This window comes from Rothia kristinae NBRC 15354, assembly GCF_001570865.1.
Lineage (GTDB): Bacteria > Actinomycetota > Actinomycetes > Actinomycetales > Micrococcaceae > Rothia > Rothia kristinae.
This window is the reverse complement of record NZ_BCSM01000005.1, coordinates 1-23,396: the sequence shown is the minus strand read 5'-3', so window position 1 is coordinate 23,396 and position 23,396 is coordinate 1. Positions and strand designations below refer to the sequence as shown.

Sequence of the window (23,396 nt, the reverse complement as noted above, 5' to 3'; positions counted from 1 at the left end):
CGCGATGGGCCCAGGAGCTGATCATGCCGGCCGTTCTCGCAGCCGTCGCGACGTACCTGCTGATCGGCTGCGCGGCCATGGAGGTCCCCGACTCGACGGCCTTCCCTGGACCGCGGTTCTTCCCCCTGGTCATCGCCGTCGGAATCCTGGTGCTGACGATGGCCGAGGTGGTGCGGATCGTGCGCTCCCGCACCCGGCCCGCCACGGAGGCCGACGACGACGACGCGGATGCCGCTGCCGGGGCCGTGACGGCAGGTGAGGGCGAGCCCCCGGCCGCCCCCGGCTTCTCCTGGGCCTCGCTGGCCTGGGTGGTGGGCGGCTTCCTGATCTTCGCCTTGTTGCTGGAGACCCTCGGCTGGGTGATCGGCGGCGGGCTGCTGTTCTGGGCGGTGGCCCGCGGCTTCGGGGCCCGTCGCGACCTGGTGAGCCTGGTGGCGGGTCTCACGGTCAGCTCCCTGGCATACATCCTGTTCGACATGGTCCTGGGGCTGAACCTGCCCTCCGGGATTCTGGGAGGCGGTTTCTGATGGATGCGATCTCGCTGCTCGCGGAGGGCTTCGCCGGGGCGCTGACCTGGCAGAACCTGTTCTGGGTGGTGCTGGGCTGTCTGCTGGGCACCGCCGTCGGGGTGATGCCCGGGCTGGGGTCCTCGATGGCGGTGGCCCTGCTGCTGCCGGTGACCTTCGCCCTGGAGCCCACGGCCGCGTTCATCATGTTCTCCGGGGTGTACTTCGGCGGGCTGTTCGGGGATTCCACGATGGGCATCCTCATGAACACCCCGGGGCAGGCCTCCGCGATCGCCTCGACCTTCGAGGGCCACAAGATGGCGCTGAACGGGCGGGCCGCCCAGGCCCTGGCCACGGCCGCGATCGGCGCGTTCATCGGCGGCTTCGTCTCCTCGGTGGCCGTGGTGTTCCTGGCCCCGTGGCTGGCGGACCTGTCCGCGAGCTTCGGGCCGGCCGAGTACTTCGCCCTGGCCCTGTTCGCGTTCGTCGCGACCTCCTCGGTGGTCACCGACTCGGCGGTGAAGGGCCTGCTGTCGCTGCTGCTGGGGCTGGGCATCGCCGTCGTCGGGGTGGACGCCGTGACCGGCGTGCCCCGGTTCACCATGGACTCCCCGTACCTGTTCGACGGGATCTCACTCGTGACGGTGACGGTGGCGGTCCTCGCCCTGGGGGAGGTCATCCACTGCGCGGTGGTGGATCGCTTCGCACGAGCGGGGAAGATGGTGAACTCCACGGGGCGGCCCTGGCTGTCCCGGAAGGAGATGCGCGAGGCCGCCCCGGCCTGGGCGCGCGGCACCCTGATCGGCCTGCCCTTCGGGGTCATCCCCGCGGGTGGTGCGGACATCCCCACGTTCCTGGCCTACGGGGTGGAGCGGCGCCTGGACCGACGTCGACGACGCCCGCAGTTCGGCCGGGGCGCGATCCGCGGGCTGGCGGCCCCGGAGGCGGCGGGCAACTCCACCACGGGCATGGCGATGGGGGCGCTGCTGGCCCTGGGCCTGCCGATCTCCGCGACGGCCGCGATCATGCTGGCGGCCTTCCGCCAGTACGGGCTGCAGCCGGGTCCGCTGCTGTTCGAGCGCTCCCCGGACCTGGTGTGGGCGCTGCTGGCGAGCTTCTTCGTCGCGATGGTCGTGCTGCTGATCATCAACCTGCCCTTCGCGATGGTGTGGGCCAAGCTGCTGCTGATCCCCAAGCCGTACCTGTACGCCGGGATCACGGTGTTCTGCGCGCTGGGGATCTACGCGACCAGCGGCGAGGTCTTCGACCTGCTGATGCTGCTGGGGGTCGGGGTCCTGGGGTTCCTGATGCGCCTGCACGGCTACCCGCTGGCGCCCCTGGTCATCGGCATGGTGCTGGGCCCGCTGGCGGAGACCAACCTGCGCGACGCCCTGATCTCCTCCGACGGGAACGCGGGCGTGCTGGTGGACAGCCCCATCGCCCTCGGGATGTACGCCGTGCTGCTGGTGGTGCTGGCGCTGACCGTGCGCTCGAAGGTGACCTCCCGGACCCGCCGGGACACCTGAGCCGGCTCTGGCTCGGGGTTCCTGAGGTCCCGGGGTCAGCCTTCCGGGGAGCCCTCGGCGTCCCGAGAGCGGGGCCGGCGGGGCCGGCGTCGGGTGCGACGGGGCCGGTTCAGCCACGACTGGTACAGGCGCGTGGTCCACGGCAGCACCCAGTACACCATCGTGGGGGTGGCCAGGAGGATCACCAGGAGGATCTTCACCAGGAACGGCGCCTGCGGCACCACGTGCCCGACGATGTCGTTGGCCAGGGCGGAGACCGGGTAGAAGCCGGTGAAGATGACGATGGCCTGCTTCCACCGCGGCGGGACCACGTCCGGCTCGGCCTCGTCCTGCGGGGTGTCGAACCACCCCTCGATGCCGGTGCGCTTGACGTGGCGGAACTCGCGGACGTGGCTGTGGAACTCCGCCATCCACGCCTGCCGCTGCGGGGAGTCCGCCCAGGTGCGCAGGGTGTCCTCGGAGGAGAAGCGCAGCAGCATGTGCCAGACGGTGGAGTCCTCGTGGGCGCGCACTCAGCCGGAGCCGAGGTATCCGGGGAAGCCCGCGACGATGGACTGGCCGCGGGCCACCCAGTCCTCCACTTCGGTGACGGCCCCGGGATCGACGTCGCGGGTGATCTGCACGGTGACGGGAAGGCTCATGGGCCACAGTGTATGACCCGGATGTTTCGGATCTGGAGCGGCGGGGCGCCGGTGCCCGGGCCCGTAGGATCGGGGGCGTGAAACCCGCGCGCCCCGAGTCCTCCGCCGAACCTGCCGCCCGTCCCGCCTCCGGGGCGGGGCGCTGGATCCTGCTCGCCCTGGGCGCGGCGTTCCTGCTGGTGCAGCTCTACGGCCTCTACGCCCCGGCCCAGCCCGACGGACCCGACGGCCTGCTGGACCTGCCGGGGATGGACAAGCTCGCGCACCTGGGCATGTTCGCCCTGCCCGCGCTGTTCCTCCGGGCGGCCGGGGTGCGCTGGCGGCTGCTCGCCGTCGTCTTCGCCGCCCACGCCGTGCTCTCCGAGGTCATCCAGGGCACCCTGCTGCCGCACCGTTCCGCGGACCCGCTGGATGCCCTGGCCGACGTCGTCGGGCTGAGCCTCGGCCTGCTGGCCGGCACCGCGATCCTGCGGCGCCGGCCCGCCTGAATCAGTCCTCCAGACCCTTGCCCGTCGGGGAGACGAGGATCTTCACGGCGGTCTCGTTGTGGTTGATGAGGGTGTCGAAGCCCTTGTCCACCAGGTCGTCCAGCCCGATCTTCCCGGTGATGAACGGCTTGAGGTCCACCTTCCCCTGCTCCACCAGGGCGATGGTGTCCGGGTGGTCGCTGCAGTAGCCGATGGTGCCGCGCAGGTCGATCTCCTTCATGACCAGCTTGTGCATGTCCACCGCGGGCTTGTGCCCCCAGATCGAGACGTTGACGATCACGCCGGTGGGCCGCACGGCGTCGAGCAGCATGTCCAGCACCACGTCCACCGACGTGCACTCGAAGCCCACATCAGCCCCCTTGCCGTCGGTGAGCCTGCGGACCTCCTCGACGACGTCGACCTCCTTGGGGCTGAAGGCGTGGTCGGCGACCCCGGCGTCCAGGGCCTTCTTCCGCCGCAGCTCGGACAGCTCCGAGATGATCACGGTGAGCCCCTCGGCCTTCAGCACCGCCGCGGTGAGCACGCCGATGGGCCCGGCCCCGCCGATGATCGCGACGTCCCCGGCCTTCGCACCGGAGCGCACGTAGGCGTGGTGGGCCACGGACAGCGGCTCGATCAGCGCGGCCTCGTCCAGCGGGACGTCGGCGGAGACGGGGTGGACCCAGTGCCGCTTGACGGAGATCTGCTCCGCCAGGCCGCCGCCGCGACCGCCCAGCCCGATGAAGTTCATGTCCGGGCTCAGGTGGTAGTTCGGCTGGTCCTCGTCCTCCTCGCGGATGATGTAGGGCTCCACGACCACGTGCTGGCCGACCTCGAGATCGTCCACGCCCTCGCCGAGGGCCGCGACGGTGCCGGACATCTCGTGTCCGAGGGTCACGGGGGCGGACTCCCCGGAGATGGGGTGCGGGTGCCCGTGCGGGGGCACGAAGATCGGGCCGTCGAGGTACTCGTGCAGGTCGGTGCCGCAGATCCCGCACCAGGCGACGTCGATCAGCACCTCCCCCGCGGCGGGCGTCGGCGCATCGATCTCCTCGATGCGGATGTCGTGGTTGTCGTGGTAGCGGGCTGCGCGCATCGGTGCACTCCTTCGTGACGGATCCTGTTCAGCACCTCCCACGCTAGTCCGGCCGCGGATCCGCCGGGCCCGGATGACACCGGTGTTGCGCCGCGGGGCCGGCCCGCACGGTGCCCCACCCGGCGTCCGCGGAGTACCGTGCCTCCGCGGACCGGATCGTGCATCCCGAGCCGGATCATCCGGCTCACACTGCACGATCCAGTCCCGGAAGACACTGGCGGCACAGAATCCTGCCGACCCGCGCCGTGTCACTGGCCTCTGTCACGCTGAGTGCAGGATGCCCCGAACCGTTCGCGACATCCTGCACTGACCGTGACATGCCGCGCATCGGAGGGCTGACGACAGACGCCGCATCACCCCAGCGACCGGCGGTAGGCCGACGGCGTCGTGCCGGTCTCCTCGCGAAAGCGCCGGTTGAAGTTGGACAGGTTGCGGAATCCGGACGCCCAGCACACGTCCACCACGCTCAGTCGCGTGCTGCGCAGCAGTCGGCACGCCTCCGTGACCCTCATGCGGCTCATCAGCCGGGAGAATCCCACGGTCGTCGCCCGGGTCAGCATCCGAGAGGCGGCCGAGGTGGACATGCCGAGCTCACGGGCCAGATCCTCCAGCCGGACCTCACGACGCAGATTGCGATGGAGGAATTCCAGGGCCCGGTCGAAGTCCTCCCCGCCGCGAGGGCCAGCCTCCGCAGGAGCCTCCGGATCGACGATCTCTCGCTCTTCGGGCGGAGCAGCCATGAGGATGCCGAGCAGCTCGATCCCCAGAGCGAGGCGGAGCGGCCCGGTGGATCCGCCCATGGCCGTCAGAGCCTTCGTGGCCTTCACCCGGGTGCCTCCCGTGAACTCGATCCCGGCACGAGCCGTCTCCAGCAAGGCATGCAGCCCCGTCAGCTCCGGCAGAAGCTCCTCAGCCTGAGCCAGCAGCTGAGGGTCAGCGTGCACGAGAACGTCCCGACCGGGAACCTCGCGACGATCCTCGAGAACGGAGACCCAGTTGTGGGGGAGATCCGCCCCGAGCAGGTAGAGGCTTCCCGGTCCGAACACCCGCACGGAGCGGCCGATATGGGCCGCTCCATGCGAATCCCGGATCAGGTGGATCTCGATCTCGGGATGGTGGTGCCAGCGAGCCAGTGGATGGGGGAATCCATGGCTGAACCACCGGAAGATGCTGCTGGTGTCCATGGCCACCAGCTCCCGCTCCGCCGGGTGGGCGCCGTCAGCGGGAGCCATCCACCCGGATCTGCAGCTTGGTGTCGGTCGGGCGGGCCTCAGCACCCCGGTCGAAGACCTCCACGGAGCGCTCCAGCGGGAGGGTCTCGGTGACCAGCCGGGCCAGGTCCACGGTGTCCCCGGCCGCCAGGTCGATGGCCTTCCGGTACACGTTGGCGTAGCGGAAGATCGTCTCGATCCGCAGCTCCTTGGCCTGCGCGGCCACGACGTCGAACTGCACGGGGCCGGTGGGCATGCCCACGCACACGACAACCCCGCCCGGGGCCGCGACGTCGGCGACGAAGCCGTAGGCGGCACCCGCCCCGGATGCTTCGAAGACCGCCTGGGCGCCCCACCCGTCCGTGTCTGCGGCGACCCGCTGCGCCAGATCCTCCCGGCTGACGTCCACGGGCACGATGCCGTCCAGACCGGCCAGCTTCTCCAGCTTCTCCGGGGCGATGTCCGAGACGTAGACCCGGCTGGCGCCGCCGGCCAGGGCCGCCATCGCGGTGACGATGCCGATGGTGCCCGCCCCGACGACCGCCGCGACGTCGCCGGGGGCCAGCCGGGCCTTGGTCGCGGCCTGCATGCCGACCGCGAAGGGCTCGATCAGCGCGCCCTCGGCGTAGCTCAGGGAGTCCGGAAGCCGGTAGGTGTACTCGGCGGGGTGGGTGACCTCCTCGGTCAGGCAGCCGTCCACCGGCGGGGTGGCCCAGAAGCGCACGTCCGGGTCCACGTTGTACCGTCCTTCCCGCGAGGCCCGCGAGCGCGGATTCGGGATGCCCGGCTCCATCGCAACCCGATCCCCGGGGCTCAGGTGCTCGACGCCGTCGCCGACCTCCAGCACCGTCCCGGAGGCCTCGTGACCCAGGATCATGGGCTGCTCGAGGACGAACTGCCCGATCCGTCCGTGCGTGTAGTAGTGGACGTCGGATCCGCAGATGCCGACCGTGTGCACCGCGATCTTCACCTCACCGGGCCCGGGGGCACCGGGGCGGGGGATGTCGTCGATGGTGATGCGCCCCTTCTCCTGGAGCACGACGGCCTTCATGGTCTCGGACATGATCTGTCTCCTTCTCTCCTCGATTGCGGTTGGCTAGTGCGCCAGCGAGGTTCCGGCGCGGGCTCGACGTCGCTGCCCGGCGGGGAGCATGCGTCCATTCTCGTCCGTGATGCCGGGCTGGGGCGGGCGGATGAAGAAGGTGATGACGATGCCGGACAGGAACAGCAGGATGTACACCCAGATGACCCCGAGGGAGCCGATCAGGGGAAGCAGGGCCGTGGCGATCCCCGGGCCGATGAAGGTGGTCAGACCCGAGGCCAGATTGTGCGCCGAGATCGCGGCACCCCGGTGCTGCGGGGCCAACGCGGGGAAGATCGCCCCCATCGGGACGAACGCGGTCACGGAGCAGGCGAAGATGACGGCGGCGATGAGCATCATCGCGTAGTTGGCGCCGAACAGATGGGGGAAGTATCCGAAGGCGAAAGCCGACAATGCCATCCCGCCGAAGCCGAACCACCGCATCTGCCGCATCCACCCGTAGCGGTCTCCCAACCGGCCCCAGACGATGTTCGCGACGATGGTGATGGTGTTCATGACCGCCCACAGAGTCATCCATTCGGTCTGCTGGAACCATGGCTGGGAATCGTCGAGCTGCCCGGTGAGATACAGCGGCATCATCATCGGGAAGCCGTAGAGGGTCAGGTTGCACAGGATGCGGATGATGACGCTGAGCAGGATCTGCCGGTTCTCCACGAGGATGGTGACGCCACGCAGCAGCTCTCTGGCCCGGTCGGCACCCTCGAGCCGTTCTGCGGTGCGCTCCTCCGGCGGAGCCTTCGGGACCAGGAAGAGGCACATCAGCGTGCCGACGCCGACGAGCACCGGGGCCAGCCAGAGGGTCCCGGTCTCCCCCAGATGCGGGATGGTCAGGGTGGGGATGAACGCCCCCAGAGATCCCAGCCCGACGGAGAACGCGGCCCAGAACCAGCCCATCGCGGAGGCGAGGCGCCCCGGATCGACCGACTGGGCGATCAGCACCACGAAGCTGTACATGAACAGCGGGTACGCGATCCCGCGAGCGCCGTAGGTGAGGATCGCGGTGACGGGGGAGATCAGCCCGACGGTCAGGAAGAGGACGTGCAATCCGATCCAGAGGATTCCGCCCAGCAGCATGAGCCGCTTGGCCCCGAAGGTCTCCGCGAGCACTCCCGTGGTCCAAGCGGAGAAGGCGACGACGAGCCCGTAGACCGTGAAGCACAGACCCGCTTGGGTGCTGGTGAACCCGTGCTGGGTCACGAGGTAGCGGGAGAGGAAGGTCAGGTCGAAGCCATCACCGGCCATGAACACGGCCAGGGCGATATACCCCCAGACCAGGCGCTTGGGCATACCCAGGATCATCGGCAGCACTCCTTCGTGCGGTTCTCGCCCCTTGAGGAGGCGTCTCGAACGCTCCGGGGCTCTGTCAGTGACCAGTGTCGCAGCGGTGCACGGACCTCGACAGCGGCTGCCGCCCCGATTTCCGATACTTTCTTGCAGCCGTCGGGCTTCCCGTCGGCCGTTCGATCTGTCAGTCGGCCCTCGTAGGGTGGAGCCAGACGGCGGCACCCACCGCCCGAGACACCCCCAGGAGGCCGCAGATGTTCTTCGCCGACGTCCCCGGCGGCATCGAGGCCGACGGCCGCGTCCTCGTCTGCTCCGCCACCGATCTGGTGCGCGCCGCGGAATGCCCGTGGGCGACGGTGCGGATCCTGGACGAGAAGCTCGGGCGGGTGCCGCGGCTGCCGGTGCCCGAGGACCCGATGCTCGAGCGCACCGCGCGGCTCGGGGACCGCCACGAGGCCGAGGTGCTGGCCGAGCTGCGGGAGCGGTACGGCCCCTACCAGCCACCGGACGCGGGCGCGCCCGGGCGCGGGGTGTACGAGGTGGAGCCGGCGAGATCGATGACCCACGAGGCCCTCACCGCCAAGCACGAGGAGACCCTGGCGGCCCTGCGCAACGGGGCCGACGTCGTCTTCCAGGCCTCCTTCTACGACGGCCGCTTCCACGGCCGCGCGGACTTCCTGATCCGCCGGCCGGACGGCGCCTACGCCGTGTACGACACCAAGCTCGCTCGCCACGCCAAGGTCACCGCGCTGCTGCAGCTGGCGGCCTACGCGGACCAGCTCGACGCCGCCGGGATCACCGTGAGCCCGCAGGTCACCCTCATCCTGGGAGACCGGCGGGAGGCGAGCTTCGAGGTCGAGCGGTTCCTGGAGGTGTATCGGGAGCGACGGGAGCGGTTCGAAGCACTCACCGCGAAGCGTCGGCGCCCCGGCGCGGCGCCGGCGGACTGGTGGGAGGAGACCCTGCCTCGCTGCGGCGTCTGCCCCCACTGCCTGGAGCAGATCCAGGAGAACCAGGACGTGCTGCAGGTGGCCGGGATGACGCTGGCGCGGCGGACCCTGCTGCGCGAACGCCACGGGGTGCGCACCGTGGCGGATCTGGCCCACCTGCCCGAGGACGACGCTCACCTCTCGGGGTCCCTGCGCGCCGCCCGCGCCCAGGCGCAGATGCAGCTGGGCGAGGGCTCACCGGACGGGGAGGTCACCTACCGGGACTCCGCCGGGGAGGAGCATCGGCTCACCTACGCGGTCACGGATGCGGCGCCGCTGCGGCGGATACCGCGAGCCGCCCCCGGGGACGTCTTCTTCGACTTCGAGGGGGACCCGCTGTGGCAGGACCCGGAGGACGGCTCCTGGGGCATCGAGTACCTGTTCGGCGTCGTCGAGGCCCCGGAGGATCCGGCGCTGCTGGCGGACCCGGACCACGAGCCGCGGTTCGTGCCGTTCTGGGCTCACTCCCGCCGCGAGGAGCGCCGGGCGCTGCTGGACTTCCTCGAGTACATCGCCGAGCGGAGACGGCGATACCCGCAGATGCGGATCTACCACTACGCCGACTACGAGAAACGCGCGCTGCGGTCCCTGGCGATGCGCCACGGCGTCGGCGAGGAAGCCGTGGATGACCTGCTGCGCCAGGAGGTCCTGGTGGACCTGTACGAGCCGGTGCGCCGCGGGCTGCGGATCTCCGCGCCGTCGTACTCGATCAAGAAGCTCGAGCCCCTGTACATGGGCGAGCATCTGCGGGCCGGAGACGTGACCGACGCCGGCGCCTCCGTGGTGGCCTACGCGGACTACGCCGCGCACCGGGACGCGGACGAACCGGAGCAGGCCCGCCGGATCCTCGCCTCCATCGCCGACTACAACGAGTACGACTGCCTGTCCACGCTGCGGCTGCGGAACTGGCTGCTGGACCTGGCCGGGCGCGACGCCGCCGCGGAGGCCTGCGCACCGGATCCGGCCGCGCCGCACCCGGAGGCGCCCGAGGATGAGGACGCCGAGGTCTCCGCGGTGGAGGCCTCCCTGACCCACTTCGCCCAGCACGCCACCACGGCCTCCACCGGCCTGGACGAGGCGGAGCTGGCCCGCACCGTGACGGCCGCCGGGATGGTCGCCTCGGCCACCGGGTACCACCGGCGCGAGCGCAAGCAGTTCTGGTGGTCGCACTTCGACCGGTTGGCCTCCGCCGTCCAGGAGTGGGAATCCACCCGCGACGTCGTGCTCTTCGACCGCGTGACGGTGGCCGAGGACTGGCACACCCCGCCGCGCGGGCGCACCGAACGCCGCGTCCTGGAGGGCACCGCTCGCATCCCGGACGGCTCGAGTCTGCGCGGCGGGGAGTCCGGGCTGTTCGCGATGTACGACTCCCCGCTGCCCGGGTACCTGCGGGATCAGGTGCTGCAGGCCCAGGAGCGGAGGGGCCAGGGTGGTGGTGCTGCGCCGGTGCCCGAGCGGGCCTCCCAGGCCCGCGCGACGCTGGAGGAGATCGAGCCGGGGCCGCAGGAGGGGACCTACCGGGTGCGGGTCACCGAGACCCGACCCGCCGACTCCGAGGCCTTCGCCCAGCTGCCGATGGCCCTGACCCCGCCCGCCCCGATCCGCACCCAGGCGCAGGAGGACGCCCTGGCGGCGCTGGCGGAGGAGGTCGACGCCACCCTGCCGCACCTGCCGGCCGACGCCGGCCTGGACATCCTCTCCCGCCGGTCCCCGCGGCTGCGCTCCGGCGGGGCGCTGCCCGCCCCGGACTGGTCCGCGCCGGGCCTGCCGATGGTCGAGGCGATCCTCGCCGCGGTCCTGGACCTGGACCGCTCCTACGTGGCGGTGCAGGGTCCGCCGGGCACCGGAAAGTCCTTCGTCGGGACGCACGTGATCGGGCGGCTGGTGCAGCGGGGGTGGCGGATCGGCGTGGTGGCGCAGTCCCACGCGGTGATCGAGAACCTGCTGCGCGGGTGCGCGCAGCACGGCCGGGTGCCGCGGGAGGCCATGGCCAAAGCCAAGCCCCGTCGTCCCCGCGGCGCCGAGCAGGTCGCGGAGCCGACGGTGCCGTGGCGGCGGATCGGCCCCCAGGAGATCCCGGACTTCCTGGCCGGGGAGGACGATGAGGTCCCGGTGCCCGGGCGGGTGTACGGGGGCACCGCCTGGGACTTCGCCAATGCGGAGCGGTTCTCCCCCGGCCAGCTGGATCTGCTGGTCATCGACGAGGCCGGTCAGTACTCCCTGGCCAACATGCTCGCGGTCTCCCGGGCCGCACGGAACCTCCTGCTGCTCGGGGATCCCCAGCAGCTGCCGCAGGTCACCCAGGGCACCCACCCGTATTCGGTGGACGAGTCCGCCCTGGGCTGGCTCTCCGCCGGCGAGCAGACCCTGCCCCCGCAGCTCGGGTACTTCCTGGACGCGACCTGGCGGATGCACCCGAGCCTGTGCGCCCCGGTGTCCCGGCTGAGCTACCGGGGCCGGCTGCACGCAGCGGAAGCGGCCGGTCACCGCCGGCTGGCCGGGCTGGCCCCGGGGGTGCACCGACTGGAGGTGGAGCACACGGGCCGGGCCACGGCCAGTCCCGAGGAGGCCGACGCCGTCGTGCAGGTGGCGCGCACCCTGGTGGGCCGACCCTGGACCCCCGGGACGGGGCGAGCGCCCCGCCCGCTGGAGGCCTCGGACCTCCTGGTGGTCGCCGCGTACAACGCCCAGGTGGAAGCCATCCGCCATGCTCTGGGGGCCGCGGGTCTCACCGGAGAGGATGACGGCGTCCGAGTGGGCACCGTGGATAAGTTCCAGGGGCAGGAAGCCGCGGTGGCGATCGTGTCCATGGCCGCAAGCTCCGCCGCCGAGGTGCCCCGCGGCATGGACTTCCTGCTCTCTCCGAACCGGTTGAACGTGGCCGTATCCCGGGGCCAGTGGGCGGCGGTGCTGATCAGCTCTCCGGCACTCACGGACTACTGGCCCGCCTCCCCGGAGGGTCTGGCGGTGCTCGGCGGGTTCACGGGGCTGCGCCGTCGGGCCCTGCCCTGGCGGGAGCCCACCGGATCTACGATGGACGGTCGGGACGCGGATTGGACGGGAGACGGAGGTGAGGCGGATGAGCCGGGATGACGCCGCGGCGGCCGAGGACGCCGCTCGCCCTCCGGTGATCCGTCCCAGCTTCCGGGCGCGGACCCCGTTCCTCCTGCACTTCGATGACCAGACGGTGGCCCTGGGGGATGCTCATCTGCTGCAGCAGATCGAGGCCAACCTGCTGGCCGCGGATCGCGCCCCGCGCACCACCTTCTGGGATCAGGCGTACCTGTCCGGGGAGGAGGGGGCGCTGTTCGCCCCGGATCCGGACCCGGAGCACATCAACTCGGTGGGGATCACCGGCGGGGCGGAGGAGTTCTGGGCGGCGATGGACGCCGCGGTGTTCCAGCAGACGGAGTGGCCCCGGGAGGAGACCGCCACGGTGTGGTTCCCGGAGTACCCCGCCTGGCTGCGGGAGACCACCTCCTGGACCTACGACCCGATCTGCCCGCCGATGGGTCCGGGGGCTCCCGGGGGCTGGGTGCGCACGCGCAGCATCCCCGGTGAAGGCCGCCCGGTGGGCCTGTTCCAGCTCACCGATCGCGATGCCTTCTGGGTGTTCGGCGCCGCACAGGACCTGCGCGGCATCGTCGCCCTGTGCGGTTCCCTGGCCCGGTTCCGTCGCGGCTTCGACGCGCTGACCGCCTACGCCGGTCCGGACGACGTCCTGGGGTCCCTGGCCCTGCCCCTGATCTGCCGGGAGGCGCTGCAGGAGGAGCTCATGGTGCGCGGCGTGGACGTGGAGACCCTGTTCTGGGAGTAGAGGAGGAGACGGTGTCGGAGATGATCGAGCGCGCGCAGCGGGTGGCTCGCCGCGCCCATGCGGGTCAGGTAGACAAGGCGGGTGCGGCGTACATCGAGCACCCGCGGAGGGTGGCGCAGCGGGTGCGAGGCTATGCCGCACCGCAGGACCTCGAGTCGGCGCGGGCCGTGGCGTGGCTGCACGACGTCGTCGAAGACACCCCGGTGTCCCTGGAGGACCTGGAGCGGGACTTTCCCGCGGAGGTGGTGACCGGCGTGGACGCGATGACCCGCAGGGAGGCGGAGGCCCCGGAGGAGTACTACGCGCGGGTGCGCGCCGACCGTCTCGCCCTGGCGGTCAAGCAGGCGGACCTGGAGGACAACACCGATCCGGCACGCACCGCTCGCCTGGATGAGCCCACCCGCGAGCGCCTGGCACAGAAGTACCGGCACGCGCGGGCCCTGCTGGAGGAAGGCCGCTGATGTTCGTTCTGCTGTGCTGCGCCCCGGACCCGGAGCCCGTGGCCCGGCTCCTGCGCCGACGCGCCCGCGAGACCCCCGCCGGCCCTCAGCCCTCGCTCATCAATCGCACCGTCGCGCCCCACGGGCAGGATCCCCGCACCGAGCTGCGCGCCGTCCTGGACTCCCCCATCGCCGCCGCGTGGGCCGTCCTGGATGCGGTGCGGGCCGGTGCGGATCGCATCGCCGTGGGCGCCGGACCGGTGATCCTGGACGGCGAGCAGGCCGACGGCGTCGGGCTGGGCCGTGCCCGCCGGGCCTTCGACGAGGGACCGGGGATCCGGGTGCAGGGAGCGGATCCCGTGCTCGACGAGGCGGCCGCGGCCCTGCTGGAGCTGGCGGCCCGCCTCATCCGCGAGCGCAGCGCCGCGCAGTGGCGGGTCGTGGACCTCATGGTCCCGGGGGTGCGAGGTCAGCACGCCGAGGCGGCACGGGCGCTGGGGATCAGCCCGCAGGCGGTGAGCCGGGCCCTGATCCGCACCGGCTGGGCGGAGCAGGTGCGCGCCGCGGATGCTGCGGCTGCCCTGCTGGAGCGCACCGCGGCCTGACGCCTCCGCCGTCGGCGGGCCCGAAGCCACTGCCGGGGCCGTCGCATCCGGCTCCGGACCCGGCTGCCGGTCCGACTCCGCGCGGCGGCTCACCCCTCGGAGATGAACCCCTCGGAGATCATCCACTGCTTCGCGACCTCACCGGGATCCTTCCCGTCCACATCCACCTGCCGGTTCAGGTCCATGAGCATCTCGTTGGTGATCTTCTCATCCACCTGATCGAAGCGGTCCATGAGCTCCGGGTACTTCTCGAGGAACTCGGTGTTGATCACCGGGGCGACGTTGTAGTTGGGGAAGAAGTGCTTGTCGTCCTCCAGGACCACCAGGTCCAGGGCCGGAATGCGCCCGTCGGTGGTGAAGACCTCCCCAAAGGAGCAGTCCCCGGACCCGGTCGCGGCGTAGATGGATCCGGTGTCCATGATGGACACCTCGTTCTCCGGCACGCCGTCGGGGGCCCCGCGCGGGATGCCGTAGGTCTGCAGCATCGGGTCCAACCCGTCCTGCCGGGAGTTGAACTCGGTCTCCACGCAGAAGTTGCGCTCGTTCACCGGGACCTTCTCCTTGATGTCGGAGAGCTTGGTGATCCCGTACTTCTGCGCGAACTCCCGGTTCACGGCGAAGGCGTAGGTGTTGTTCATGGGCGCCGGCGGGCCCCAGGTGAGCCCGTTCTTCGCATCCTCGTCCTTCACGGCCTGCCACTGCTCACGCTGATCCTTGATGCCCTGCTCGTGGCCCATGTACGTCAGCCACGCGGAGCCGGTGTACTCGTAGAACATATCCGTCTCCCCGGAGAGCATCAGGCGGCGGACCTGCTGGGAGCCGGGCACATTGGCCATGTCCACGGTGTCGAACCCGGCGGCCTCCGCCGTCATCACCGCGATCTTGGACAGGATCAGCTGCTCGGTGTAGTTCTTCGAGGTGATCACGATCCGCTGCCCCTCGGCCCCCTCCACGGGCTGCAGGGAACCGGGGCCGATGTTCGGGGGTGCCGCGGTGGACGGCTGCAGCCCGCACCCGCTCAGCGCGAGCATCCCGACGGCGCCCATCGCCGCGATCACGCTCCACCGGCTCTTCCTCGTTCCCCTCATACTCAGCCCTCCTTGATCAGATCCTGATCGACCATCCACTGCTCGGCCACATCCCCCGGGTCCTTCCCCTCGACGTCGACCTGGTAGTTCAGCGAGCGCATCGTGTCATCGCTGAGACGCTCGGCGACCTCCTGGAACCTCTCCGGAAGCTGCGGATAATCCCGGACCAGCTGCGCGTTAAACACCGGTGAGGCGTTGTACTGCGGGAAGAACCTCCTCGTGTCCTGAAGGACCACCAGGTCCAGGGCGGGGATGCGGCCATCGGTGGTGAAGACCTCGCCGAAGGTGCAGTCCCCGGAGCCGGTCGCGGCGTAGATGGACCCGGTGTCCATCACGGATACGTTGGCCTCCGGGACGCCGTCGGCGCTGCCTCGGGGGATGCCGTAGGCCTGCAGGAACGGGTTCATCCCGTCCTGGCGGGAGTTGAACTCGGATTCCACGCAGAACTGGCGATCCTGCACCGGGACCTTGGTGCGGATGTCGTCCATCGTCTTCAGCCCATACTTCCGGGCGGTCTCCTGATTGACCGCGAAGGCGTACGTGTTGTTCACCGCGGAGGGGCGCCCCCAGTCCAGCCCGTTGGCAGCGTCCTCGTCCTTCACCGCCTGCCACTGCTGCTCGGCGTCGGGCAGGGCCTGCTCGTGGCCCATGTACGTCAGCCACGCGGTGCCCGTGTACTCCCAGCCGATCTGGGCATCGCCATCGACCAGCATGTTCCTCGACGGCACGGAACCCGGCACGTTGGTCATGTCCGTGACGTCGAACCCGGCGGCCTTCGCGGTGAGCACCGCCATCTTGCCGAGGATGATCTGCTCGGTGAAGTTCTTGGACGTCACGGTGACCTCGCGGTCCCCGGCGCCGTCGATCGCCGCGATGGTCGCGGGACGCACCTCCGGCACTGCGGAGGTGGACGGCGCCAGGCCGCACCCGGACAGCCCCAGGAGCAGCGCCGCGCCGGCGGGCAGCCATGCCGCCTTCCGGGCTCGGCGGACGGTGCCGCGGTGCCGCGGCTTCGATGCTGAGGCGGAGCTCATGCGGTCACAGCCCCTTCGGTCGGGCGACTTCTTCGAAAACGCGCGCCACCCAGTCCACGGTCAGCGCGAGCAGCGCCACCAGGAGGGACCCGGTGATCAGCACGCGGTTCAGGGCCAGGTTCACCCCGGTGGTGATGAGCAGGCCGAGTCCGCCGCCGTCGATGAACGTGCCGAGGGTGGCGGTGCCGACCAGCAGCACCAGCGCGGTGCGGATCCCGGCGAGCATGACCGGAACCGCCAGGGGCAGCTCCACCTTGAGCAGCACCGCCGCATTGGACATGCCCATGCCCCGGGCGGCCTCGATGACCCGCGGGTCCACGGCGTCCAGGCCCACCATGGTGTTGCGCAGCACCGGCAGCAGCGCGTAGAAGATCAGCGCGAGCACCGTGGCCTTGAAGCCGAAGCCCAGCCAGAAGGCCAGCAGCACGACGATGCCCACGGGCGGGGCGGCCTGGCCCATGTTCGCCACCGCCAGGACGGGGGTGTTCAGCTTCCGGAAGGGCCGGCGGGTCAGCAGGATCCCCAGGGGGATCGCGATCACGAGCACCACGACGGCGGAGACCACCGTGAGCTCCAGGTGCTGCCAGGTCAGATCCCACAGGTTCGCGGGGGCCAGGGTGACCTGCTCGGTCTTGGACAGGTCCGCGTTGAGCAGCCAGATGACGATGCCGATGAGGAAGGCGGCGATGACCAGCGGCTGCGCGATGAGCCCCTTCCAGGAGCGCCGGTCCGTGCTCTGAACGGTCTCGGTGTCGCGGCTCACCGCGCCTCACCTCCCGCGTTCCACGGCTCCCCGCCGCCGGACGGGGCGGGATCCGAGGCCGCGGCATCCGCGTCCGCCGCGGCAGGACCCTCATCGGTCTCCTGTCCCGGCAGCCGGGAGATCTCCCCGGTGTTGTTGCCCACCGGGGCGCGCTCGGCCGGGTCGAAGCGGCGCAGCTCCCGGATGGAGTTCATGACGGTCTCCACGGTGATCACCCCGCGGAAGCGGCCGCGCGGGCCCTCCACCAGGGCCGCGCCGGTGGAGGCGACGAGCATGGTGTCCAGAGCGTCGTTGAGGGTGGAGCGCAGGGAGACCAGCGGCAGGTTCTCGTCCCGCTCGACGGGCAGGGAGGAGAGGCGCCGCAGCTGCTCGCGGGAGAGCCAGGCCAGGGGCCGCTCGCGTTCGTCGAGCACGACGGCGTGGTTCTGCCGGCCCTTCTCCACCAGGTCCAGCAGCTGCACCGCGCTGTCCCCGGCGCGTCCGGTGATCGCCTCGAGCAGGTCCACGTCCTCCACGCGGGCCAGGCCCAGCTGCTTCAGCCCGGCGCCGGAGCCGATGAAGTTCTCCACGAACTCGCTGGCGGGTTCGGCGAGGATCCGCTCGGGGGTGTCGTACTGGACGATCTGCGCGCCTTCGTCGAACACGGCGATCCAGTCCCCGAGCTTGACCGCCTCATCGAAGTCGTGGGTCACGCACACGATGGTCTTCTGCAGCTCGTTCTGGATGTTGATCAGCTCGTCCTGCAGACGCTGACGGGTGATGGGGTCCACGGCGCCGAAGGGCTCGTCCATGAGCAGCACGGGCGGGTCGGCGGCCAGGGCGCGGGCGACGCCCACGCGCTGCTGCTGCCCGCCGGACAGCTCCCGGGGGTAGCGGTCCCGGTAGGTGTCCGGGTCCAGGGAGACCAGGTCCAGCAGCTCGTCCACCCGCTCGGCGATGCGCCGCTTGTCCCACCCGAGCATCTTGGGTACCAGGCCGATGTTCTTGGCCACGGTCATGTGCGGCAGGAGCCCGCCGGCCTGGATGACGTAGCCGATCTGGCGGCGCAGCCTGTCCCCGTTCATGCGGGTGACGTCCTGCCCGTCGATGACCAGACGCCCCTCGGTGGGTTCGATGAGCCGGTTGATCATCTTCAGGGTGGTGGTCTTCCCGCACCCGGAGGGTCCGACGAACATGACGGTCTGCCCGGCGGGGATCTCCAGGGTCAGGTGGTCCACGGCGGCCTTGCCGGAGCCGTAGCGCTTGGTCACGTTCTCGATGAGGATCTGCGCGCCCTTCTGCCGGGTCTGGGACCCGGTGTCCTTCCGGGCGGCGTCGGGCGTGGCGGTGGTGGTGTGCTCAGACACGGATACCCCTTGAGGTGGTCAGGCGGCCGATGAGGACGAGGATGAGATCGAGGATCAGGGCGAGGATCATCACGGCGATGACGCCGGTGACGACGGACTCCAGGGAGTTGGCACCGCCCAGCCGGGACAGGCCGGAGAAGATGTAGGTGCCGAGCCCGGGTCCGAGGACGTAGGCGGCGACGGCGGCGATGCCCATGGTCATCTGCGCGGAGACCCGCATCCCGGCGAGGATCACGGGCCAGGCCAGAGGCAGCTCCACACGCAGGAAGGCGGCGGTCCGGCCCATCCCGATGCCGCGGGCGGCCTCCACGGTGGCCCGGTCCACCCCCGCCAGCCCGACCACTGCGTTGCGCAGGATGGGCAAGACGGCGTAGAAGGTGATGACCACGACGGCGGGCAGGACGCCGAAGCTCAGGGGGATCACGAGCAGGCCGATGAGGGCGAAGGAGGGGATGGTCAGGCCGACGGCGGTGACGTTGTTGGCCAGGGAGGTCAGGCTGCGGCGTCGGTAGCACAGCGCGGCCAGGGCGACGGCGATGACCGTGGCGAGCAGGAGGCATTGGACCACCAGGCTCAGGTGCTGCCAGCTGGCGAACAGGATCTGCCCCCACCGTTCGCGGACGAAGTCGATCATGGGATCCTCGGGTGATGACGGGTACGTGGGGCGGCGCACGCCGTCCCGGGGTCACCTTCCAGAGTAATCAGCCTGCTGATAAAGACAACTCCGACCCGCCGTGTGACACTCAGCCGTCGACGGCGGGCCGGAGGCATCTGCGCCGGTCAGGGACCGAATCGGCGGAGATCTACGACCCGGAGGAGGCGGAGGCGCTGGGCTCGAGGCGCTCCGCCGCGGGGCCCCACGGGGTGTAACCGGTGAGGTCCTCCGAGGAGTCTCCGTACGCATCGGCGGCGAAGGACCAGTCATCGTCCTGCCAGGTCAGCGGCAGAGCGAAGGAGATCTCGTGGTGGGCGCCCTGCGCCTCCATGCTGTACGCCACGCTGATGACGGCCCGATCCTCCGAGTAGGACTCGACCTTGTATCCGGCCACCTTCATGCTCTCGATGATCTGCTTCGTCTCGGTTCCCCCGTAGGTGTCCTCCAGCCTCTGGAAGTCCTCGGTGATCTTGTCCCGGTCGGCGCCGGTGGCGTGCTCCTGCGTGAGCTTGTTCACCTCGTCGGCGTCGAAGCTCATGATCACGGAGATGAAGTCGGCGCTGGCCACGAGCGCGCCCTCCGGGGAGTGGCGGTAGCAGGTGCCGATGCCGTCCTTCTCCTCGGCGGGTCCGAGGTCCTCGGACTTCGGCGTGGAGGGGCGCCCATCGTGCTCCACCCACTCCACCTCCGGGACGGAGTCGATGGTCGTGGCCTCGGAGGCCTCCTGCTGGCAGATCGGCTTGTCCTCGGTGGGCGAGGCCGAGGCGTCGGCGTCGGTGGAGCCTCCGGCGCCGCAGCCGCTCAGCGCGAGCATGCCGATCGCCGCCAGACCCGCGGTCCTCATGAGGTGCTTGTCCATGTCGGTCCCCCTCGGGATCGGCCCGCGTGGCGTGAGCCGGGCGGGTATCGAGTGATGATGCTCACCATCCTAGGTGAAGCGGGGCGCCGATGCTCCGCGGCTCCTCGCCGGCGGGAGCCGCGAGCCGCCGACCTCAGGCGACCAGCCGGGCCAGGATCTCCCGGGCGGGAGCCGATCGCACCCAGCCCACCCCGGTTCCGGCCCACAGGTTCACGGCCTCCGGATCGCCCGCGCGGCGGGCGGCCGCGCGCAGCGGGGCGGTCAGATCGTTCACCTCGGGGTACCCCGTGATCTCGTGGTCGGCCAGCTCCCGGGTGAAGCGGTTGGCCAGGGCCCGGGCGGGCCGCCCGGAGAAGGCGCGGGTCACCGCGGTCTCCGGGGGCCGGCCCGCCGCGGCGTCCGCGGCGGCGCGCAGCAGAGCATCCCGGTGCACGGGGCCGGTCCCGGCCTCGGCGGCGGCGGCGAACAGGGTGCCGATCTGCGTGGCCGCCGCCCCGGCCTCCAGGGCGGCGCGCACGTGCTCGGCGGTGCCGATGCCGCCGGCCCCGATCAGCGGCAGGTCCGTCACGCGGCGCACGGCGCGCAGCAGCTCCGGCAGCTCCTCCTGCCCCAGCGGCGCGTCGGCGGCCAGGGTTCCCCGGTGGCCCCCGGCGCGGTGGCACTGCACGATCAGCGCGTCGGGCTCCAGCGCCGCGGCGCGCCCGGCCTCCGCGGCGCTGGTGACGGTCAGCGCGGTCCAGGTGCCGACGCCGCGCAGGCGGGCGAGGACCTCGGGGCCCGGAAGGCCGAAGGTGAAGCTCACCGCGGGCACCGGGTCCGCCAGCAGCAGCTCCAGCTTGGCCTGCCAGCGGTCATCGGAGGATCCGGGCAGCTCGGCGGGGGCCTGCACCCGCCAGCGGGTGCGCCAGGGCTGCAGGACGCGGGAGTATTCCGCCAGCTGGGCGGGATCGGTCCGGTGCCGCTCCGGGACGAACAGGTTCACGCCGAAGGGCGCCTCGGTGAGCCCGCGCAGGGTGCGGATCCGCTCGGCCAGGGCCTCGGGTGCGAGGTATCCGGCCGCGAGGAATCCCAGGCCCCCGGCGTCGGACACGGCCGCGGCCAACTCAGGGGTGGAGGGGCCGCCGGCCATGGGGGCCTGGATGATGGGGTGGGGCAGTCCGGCGAGGTCGAGCATGTCCCCGAGTCTAGATCGTCGAGGGTTCCGGGGCGGAGCTGGCGCAGCGGCGGCCTGGGTGCTCGGTCCGGAGCAGGACGGCGACGCCGAACAGCCCCAGCAGCGCCGGTATGGCCAGCACCAGGACGATCCACCCTCCCCCGGACAGGGCGGCGGAGCCCAGAGCGACGGCCGCGACCCCGGCGGCGCTGCCCATCTGCCGGGCCGCGTTGAACACCCCCTGACCGCGCCCGCGCACCGCCTCGGGCACGTCGGAGACGGAGTCGGCCGTCAGCAGCACGGCGGCGACGTCGTTGCCGAACCCGCACAGCGCGCAGCCGAGCAGCACGAGTCCGGCGAGGCCGAGGCGGCAGCCGGCGCCCACCGCCGTCAGACCGGCCAGGAGCAGCAGCAGCCCGGTGGCCGCCCGGCGGGGTCGGGGCCAGGAGGTCAGCACGCGGGCGGCCGCCAGGGAGCCCGCGATCGCGGCGAGCGCCTCCAGGGCGTACCCCTGGACGATGACCCGCTGCGCGTCGGGGAGAAGGTCCCGGATCACGAAGGGCACGATCATGAACTGCCCGTAGAAGGCGGCGTTGAGGAACAGCGCGCACGCGGTGACGCGGCGGAACCGGCCGTGGTCGAACAGGGACAGCACGGGCCGTCCGCGCCGGCGGTCCAGGCGCAGACCCAGCCCCACGAGGATCGCGGCCGCGACCGCCAGCAGGAGGGGCAGGGCGATCGGCTGCTCGGGCAGCAGCTGCGCGGCGGCGATGCCCGCTCCCAGTCCGAGGGAGAGCACGGCGGCCGCCGTTCCGACCCCGTCCCGGTCGGCCCTCGGATCGCGGCTGGTCGCGCCGGGGAACGCGGCGGTGGGCGGGATGGCCACGAGCAGCACCAGGGCCGTCGCGCAGACGGGGAGGTTCATCCAGAACACACTGGGCCACCCCCAGCGGGCGGCGAGCGCACCGGCCAGCACGGGACCGGCCGCGGCGGCCACCCCGGAGATCGCCGACCAGATGCCCAGCACCGCCGCGAGGCGCCGCTCGGCGTACAGCCCCGCGATGAGGGACAGGGATGCGGGCACCATGGCCGCGGCCCCGACGCTCTGGACCACTCGCGCCAGGATCAGGGCGAAGGCCCCCGGGGCCGCGGCGCACAGTGCGGAGCCGATGCCGAAGATCACCAGCCCCAGCAGATAGGTCCGCCCCGGGCCGATCCGATCCGCGAGGGCGCCGCAGGGCATGAGCAGCACCGCGAAGCCCAGCAGGTAGGCCGCGGCGATCCACATCCCGGCGGAGCTCCCGTCGCCCAGGTCCGCGACGATGCCCGGCAGGATCGCGGCCACTGCCGTCGTATCCAGCAGCACCACCGTGAATCCCAGGCAGGCGCCGAGGAATCCCAGGTGGCGGCGCATCAGCGGGCGAACTCCGCGCAGGCTCTGGTCTGCTCGGTGAGGCTGTTCACCATCCGGTAGAGCTCCTGGGTCGCCCAGGGCCCCACGCCGCCGATGACACCGAGCATGTGCCGCCTCCCCAGGATCCATTCGCTGGGCTATACGCTACACGGCTGTCGTCTCGCACACACCAGGTCGGCCGCGGCCGCCAGACCCGTCAGGGCGGTCAGCGCGAAGCCGACGCCGCAGACCCCGGACCAGCCCCACCGGTCCCACGCCCACACCCCGGCCGCCGAGCCGACGGCGGCGCCGACGAAGTACACGGTCATGTACACCGAATTCAGCCGGGCGCGGGCCGAGGGCTCCAGCGCGTAGACGGCGTTCATCGACAGGATGTGGATCAGCTGCAGTCCGCCGTCCGCCACGGCCATCCCGACGCAGAACCACACCACGCTGCCCCCGCCGAGGACGAAGGCACCCCACCCGGCCGCCAGCAGCGCCACCCCCACCCCGGTGCCGCGCTGGACGAGACCGCGGTCCGTGAGGCGCCCGGCCCACTGGGAGGTCAGGGTCCCGGCCAGCCCCGTGAGGCTGATCAGGCCGATCGCCGCCGGGCCCAGCCCGAAGCCGGGGCCGGACAGCAGCAGCGCGGTGGTCGCGAAGACCGCGGAGATCGAGGCGAAGGAGAACCCGGAGGCCAGGGACCGGGTGCTCAGCCGCGGATGGGTGCGCAGCAGCCGGGCCATGGAGGCGAACAGCCCGAGGTAGGTGGGCGGGTCCTGCGGACGCGAGGGCGGCAGCGTGCGCCACAGACCCAGGGCCACCAGGACCATCAGCAGCGCGGCGACCCGGTACACGAGGGTCCACCCGCCCAGCTCGGCGAGCAGGCCGGCCACCGCGCGCGCCACCAGGATCCCTGCCAGCAGGCCGCTCATCACGGTCCCGACGGCGCGCCCCTCCCGCCCGGGCGGGGCCAGCAGCGCCGCGTAGGGCACGAGGACCTGTGCGGCCACGGAGAACAGCCCGGCCGCCCCCACCCCGAGCAGGAACACCCCGAAGACGGGGGCGAACCCCGCGGCCAGCTGCCCGGCCGCGGTGAGCAGGATGAGCCCGACGGTCAGCCGACGCCGCTCCAGCAGATCGCCCAGCGGGGTGATCAGCAGCAGGCCGACGGCGTAGGCCACCTGGGCGACGGTCACGGAGCCGGCCGCCGCCGCCTCGGACACGCCGAGGGTCTGGGCGATGCGGTCCAGCAGGGGCTGGTTGAAGTAGTTCCCGCCCGCGCACAGTCCCGTGGCCAGGCACATCAGGAGCAGCAGGGTCCGGGTCAGCCGTGGGGCGCCCTCGACGGGGCTGCCGGGGGCGGGGTTCGCAGCGGGCACCGTCACATCCTACGGCGGGACCCGCCGCACCGGATGGGG

22 protein-coding genes are annotated in these 23,396 nt (G+C 71.6%); 7 read left to right on the top strand and 15 right to left on the bottom strand.

What is annotated here, in order from left to right:
- Window positions 1-23: 23 nt before the first annotated feature.
- Window positions 24-527 (top strand): tripartite tricarboxylate transporter TctB family protein, encoded by a 504-nt coding sequence (locus KKR01S_RS04410; RefSeq protein WP_061225380.1) that lies wholly within the window; start codon window positions 24-26, stop codon window positions 525-527.
- Entirely contained in the window at window positions 527-2,032 is a 1,506-nt protein-coding gene (locus KKR01S_RS04405) for a tripartite tricarboxylate transporter permease (RefSeq protein WP_061225379.1), read from the top strand. Before KKR01S_RS04410 ends, KKR01S_RS04405 begins: the two co-directional genes overlap by 1 nt.
- Before the next feature lie 35 nt (window positions 2,033-2,067).
- Here KKR01S_RS04405 and KKR01S_RS04400 read toward each other — a convergent pair whose 3' ends face one another.
- Both KKR01S_RS04400 and KKR01S_RS11460 read right to left on the bottom strand, forming a co-directional pair.
- Window positions 2,068-2,544: a putative antibiotic biosynthesis monooxygenase gene (locus KKR01S_RS04400; RefSeq protein WP_058731060.1), complete on the bottom strand. Its 477-nt coding sequence runs from the start codon at window positions 2,542-2,544 to the stop codon at window positions 2,068-2,070.
- Complete coding sequence (locus tag KKR01S_RS11460; protein ID WP_260006706.1) at window positions 2,545-2,673, bottom strand: putative antibiotic biosynthesis monooxygenase; 129 nt, start codon at window positions 2,671-2,673, stop codon at window positions 2,545-2,547. It abuts the gene before it with no gap.
- Between the two features lie 77 nt (window positions 2,674-2,750).
- Between KKR01S_RS11460 and KKR01S_RS04395 the strand changes: the two genes are divergently transcribed.
- Window positions 2,751-3,161: a VanZ family protein gene (locus tag KKR01S_RS04395; protein WP_058731059.1), complete on the top strand. Its 411-nt coding sequence runs from the start codon at window positions 2,751-2,753 to the stop codon at window positions 3,159-3,161.
- A gap of 1 nt (window position 3,162) precedes the next feature.
- Here KKR01S_RS04395 and KKR01S_RS04390 read toward each other — a convergent pair whose 3' ends face one another.
- The 4 genes from KKR01S_RS04390 to KKR01S_RS04375 form a co-directional block, all read right to left on the bottom strand.
- A complete protein-coding gene (locus tag KKR01S_RS04390; protein ID WP_058731058.1) occupies window positions 3,163-4,236 on the bottom strand; it encodes a 2,3-butanediol dehydrogenase in 1,074 nt (357 codons plus the stop codon).
- 353 nt (window positions 4,237-4,589) lie between these two features.
- Window positions 4,590-5,420, bottom strand: coding sequence for an AraC family transcriptional regulator (locus tag KKR01S_RS04385; RefSeq protein WP_133143317.1), 831 nt, complete (start codon window positions 5,418-5,420; stop codon window positions 4,590-4,592).
- 34 nt (window positions 5,421-5,454) lie between these two features.
- A complete protein-coding gene (locus KKR01S_RS04380) occupies window positions 5,455-6,510 on the bottom strand; it encodes an NAD(P)-dependent alcohol dehydrogenase (protein ID WP_224799786.1) in 1,056 nt (351 codons plus the stop codon).
- Between the two features lie 33 nt (window positions 6,511-6,543).
- The gene (locus tag KKR01S_RS04375) at window positions 6,544-7,848 is read right to left on the bottom strand and encodes an MFS transporter (RefSeq protein WP_061225378.1); all 1,305 of its coding nucleotides are present in this window, start codon (window positions 7,846-7,848) and stop codon (window positions 6,544-6,546) included.
- Between the two features lie 239 nt (window positions 7,849-8,087).
- On the opposite strand from KKR01S_RS04375, the gene KKR01S_RS04370 reads away from it, so the two are divergent.
- From KKR01S_RS04370 to KKR01S_RS04355, 4 genes are read left to right on the top strand one after another with little or no spacing between them, the layout of a single operon-like run.
- A complete protein-coding gene (locus tag KKR01S_RS04370; protein ID WP_081101551.1) occupies window positions 8,088-11,915 on the top strand; it encodes a TM0106 family RecB-like putative nuclease in 3,828 nt (1,275 codons plus the stop codon).
- The gene (locus KKR01S_RS04365; RefSeq protein ID WP_058731055.1) at window positions 11,902-12,639 is read left to right on the top strand and encodes a hypothetical protein; all 738 of its coding nucleotides are present in this window, start codon (window positions 11,902-11,904) and stop codon (window positions 12,637-12,639) included. The genes KKR01S_RS04370 and KKR01S_RS04365 overlap by 14 nt, the downstream gene beginning before the upstream one ends.
- A 20-nt stretch (window positions 12,640-12,659) precedes the next feature.
- Window positions 12,660-13,100, top strand: coding sequence for an HD domain-containing protein (locus KKR01S_RS04360; protein ID WP_174520367.1), 441 nt, complete (start codon window positions 12,660-12,662; stop codon window positions 13,098-13,100).
- Window positions 13,100-13,684, top strand: a complete 585-nt coding sequence (locus KKR01S_RS04355; protein WP_061225376.1) for a hypothetical protein — start codon at window positions 13,100-13,102, stop codon at window positions 13,682-13,684. The genes KKR01S_RS04360 and KKR01S_RS04355 overlap by 1 nt, the downstream gene beginning before the upstream one ends.
- An 89-nt stretch (window positions 13,685-13,773) precedes the next feature.
- Here the strand turns inward: KKR01S_RS04355 and KKR01S_RS04350 are convergent, their stop codons facing one another.
- The 9 genes from KKR01S_RS04350 to KKR01S_RS04310 form a co-directional block, all read right to left on the bottom strand.
- Window positions 13,774-14,772 carry a glycine betaine ABC transporter substrate-binding protein gene (locus tag KKR01S_RS04350; RefSeq protein ID WP_058731052.1) on the bottom strand — a complete coding sequence of 333 codons (999 nt, stop codon included), beginning with the start codon at window positions 14,770-14,772 and terminating at the stop codon, window positions 13,774-13,776.
- Window positions 14,773-14,774: 2 nt separating this feature from the next.
- A complete protein-coding gene (locus KKR01S_RS04345) occupies window positions 14,775-15,806 on the bottom strand; it encodes a glycine betaine ABC transporter substrate-binding protein (protein ID WP_081101550.1) in 1,032 nt (343 codons plus the stop codon).
- A 4-nt stretch (window positions 15,807-15,810) separates the two neighbouring features.
- On the bottom strand, window positions 15,811-16,569 hold the full coding sequence (locus KKR01S_RS04340; protein WP_058731051.1) for an ABC transporter permease: 759 nt from the start codon (window positions 16,567-16,569) through the stop codon (window positions 15,811-15,813).
- Window positions 16,566-17,915 carry an ATP-binding cassette domain-containing protein gene (locus KKR01S_RS04335; RefSeq protein ID WP_081101549.1) on the bottom strand — a complete coding sequence of 450 codons (1,350 nt, stop codon included), beginning with the start codon at window positions 17,913-17,915 and terminating at the stop codon, window positions 16,566-16,568. Before KKR01S_RS04335 ends, KKR01S_RS04340 begins: the two co-directional genes overlap by 4 nt.
- Window positions 17,908-18,549 carry an ABC transporter permease gene (locus tag KKR01S_RS04330; protein ID WP_058731050.1) on the bottom strand — a complete coding sequence of 214 codons (642 nt, stop codon included), beginning with the start codon at window positions 18,547-18,549 and terminating at the stop codon, window positions 17,908-17,910. The genes KKR01S_RS04335 and KKR01S_RS04330 overlap by 8 nt, the downstream gene beginning before the upstream one ends.
- Before the next feature lie 169 nt (window positions 18,550-18,718).
- Window positions 18,719-19,429 carry a DUF8175 domain-containg protein gene (locus tag KKR01S_RS04325; protein ID WP_058731049.1) on the bottom strand — a complete coding sequence of 237 codons (711 nt, stop codon included), beginning with the start codon at window positions 19,427-19,429 and terminating at the stop codon, window positions 18,719-18,721.
- Between the two features lie 133 nt (window positions 19,430-19,562).
- Window positions 19,563-20,603, bottom strand: coding sequence for a nitronate monooxygenase (locus KKR01S_RS04320; RefSeq protein ID WP_061225375.1), 1,041 nt, complete (start codon window positions 20,601-20,603; stop codon window positions 19,563-19,565).
- Between the two features lie 10 nt (window positions 20,604-20,613).
- Window positions 20,614-21,996 carry an MFS transporter gene (locus tag KKR01S_RS04315; protein WP_061225374.1) on the bottom strand — a complete coding sequence of 461 codons (1,383 nt, stop codon included), beginning with the start codon at window positions 21,994-21,996 and terminating at the stop codon, window positions 20,614-20,616.
- Window positions 21,997-22,133: 137 nt separating this feature from the next.
- A complete protein-coding gene (locus tag KKR01S_RS04310) occupies window positions 22,134-23,357 on the bottom strand; it encodes an MFS transporter (RefSeq protein WP_207483665.1) in 1,224 nt (407 codons plus the stop codon).
- Between the last annotated feature and the right edge of the window lie 39 nt (window positions 23,358-23,396).

Coding starts and splice junctions, on each gene's coding strand:
- KKR01S_RS04375 (WP_061225378.1), bottom strand. CDS start 7,848: ATGATCCTGGGTATGCCCAAGCGCCTGGTCTGGGGGTATATCGCCCTG.
- KKR01S_RS04315 (WP_061225374.1), bottom strand. CDS start 21,996: ATGCGCCGCCACCTGGGATTCCTCGGCGCCTGCCTGGGATTCACGGTG.
- KKR01S_RS04370 (WP_081101551.1), top strand. CDS start 8,088: ATGTTCTTCGCCGACGTCCCCGGCGGCATCGAGGCCGACGGCCGCGTC.
- KKR01S_RS04380 (WP_224799786.1), bottom strand. CDS start 6,510: ATGTCCGAGACCATGAAGGCCGTCGTGCTCCAGGAGAAGGGGCGCATC.
- KKR01S_RS04365 (WP_058731055.1), top strand. CDS start 11,902: ATGAGCCGGGATGACGCCGCGGCGGCCGAGGACGCCGCTCGCCCTCCG.
- KKR01S_RS04410 (WP_061225380.1), top strand. CDS start 24: ATGCCGGCCGTTCTCGCAGCCGTCGCGACGTACCTGCTGATCGGCTGC.
- KKR01S_RS04325 (WP_058731049.1), bottom strand. CDS start 19,429: ATGGACAAGCACCTCATGAGGACCGCGGGTCTGGCGGCGATCGGCATG.
- KKR01S_RS04350 (WP_058731052.1), bottom strand. CDS start 14,772: ATGAGGGGAACGAGGAAGAGCCGGTGGAGCGTGATCGCGGCGATGGGC.
- KKR01S_RS11460 (WP_260006706.1), bottom strand. CDS start 2,673: ATGAGCCTTCCCGTCACCGTGCAGATCACCCGCGACGTCGATCCCGGG.
- KKR01S_RS04330 (WP_058731050.1), bottom strand. CDS start 18,549: ATGATCGACTTCGTCCGCGAACGGTGGGGGCAGATCCTGTTCGCCAGC.
- KKR01S_RS04405 (WP_061225379.1), top strand. CDS start 527: ATGGATGCGATCTCGCTGCTCGCGGAGGGCTTCGCCGGGGCGCTGACC.
- KKR01S_RS04345 (WP_081101550.1), bottom strand. CDS start 15,806: ATGAGCTCCGCCTCAGCATCGAAGCCGCGGCACCGCGGCACCGTCCGC.
- KKR01S_RS04355 (WP_061225376.1), top strand. CDS start 13,100: ATGTTCGTTCTGCTGTGCTGCGCCCCGGACCCGGAGCCCGTGGCCCGG.
- KKR01S_RS04360 (WP_174520367.1), top strand. CDS start 12,660: ATGATCGAGCGCGCGCAGCGGGTGGCTCGCCGCGCCCATGCGGGTCAG.
- KKR01S_RS04390 (WP_058731058.1), bottom strand. CDS start 4,236: ATGCGCGCAGCCCGCTACCACGACAACCACGACATCCGCATCGAGGAG.
- KKR01S_RS04385 (WP_133143317.1), bottom strand. CDS start 5,420: ATGGACACCAGCAGCATCTTCCGGTGGTTCAGCCATGGATTCCCCCAT.
- KKR01S_RS04320 (WP_061225375.1), bottom strand. CDS start 20,603: ATGCTCGACCTCGCCGGACTGCCCCACCCCATCATCCAGGCCCCCATG.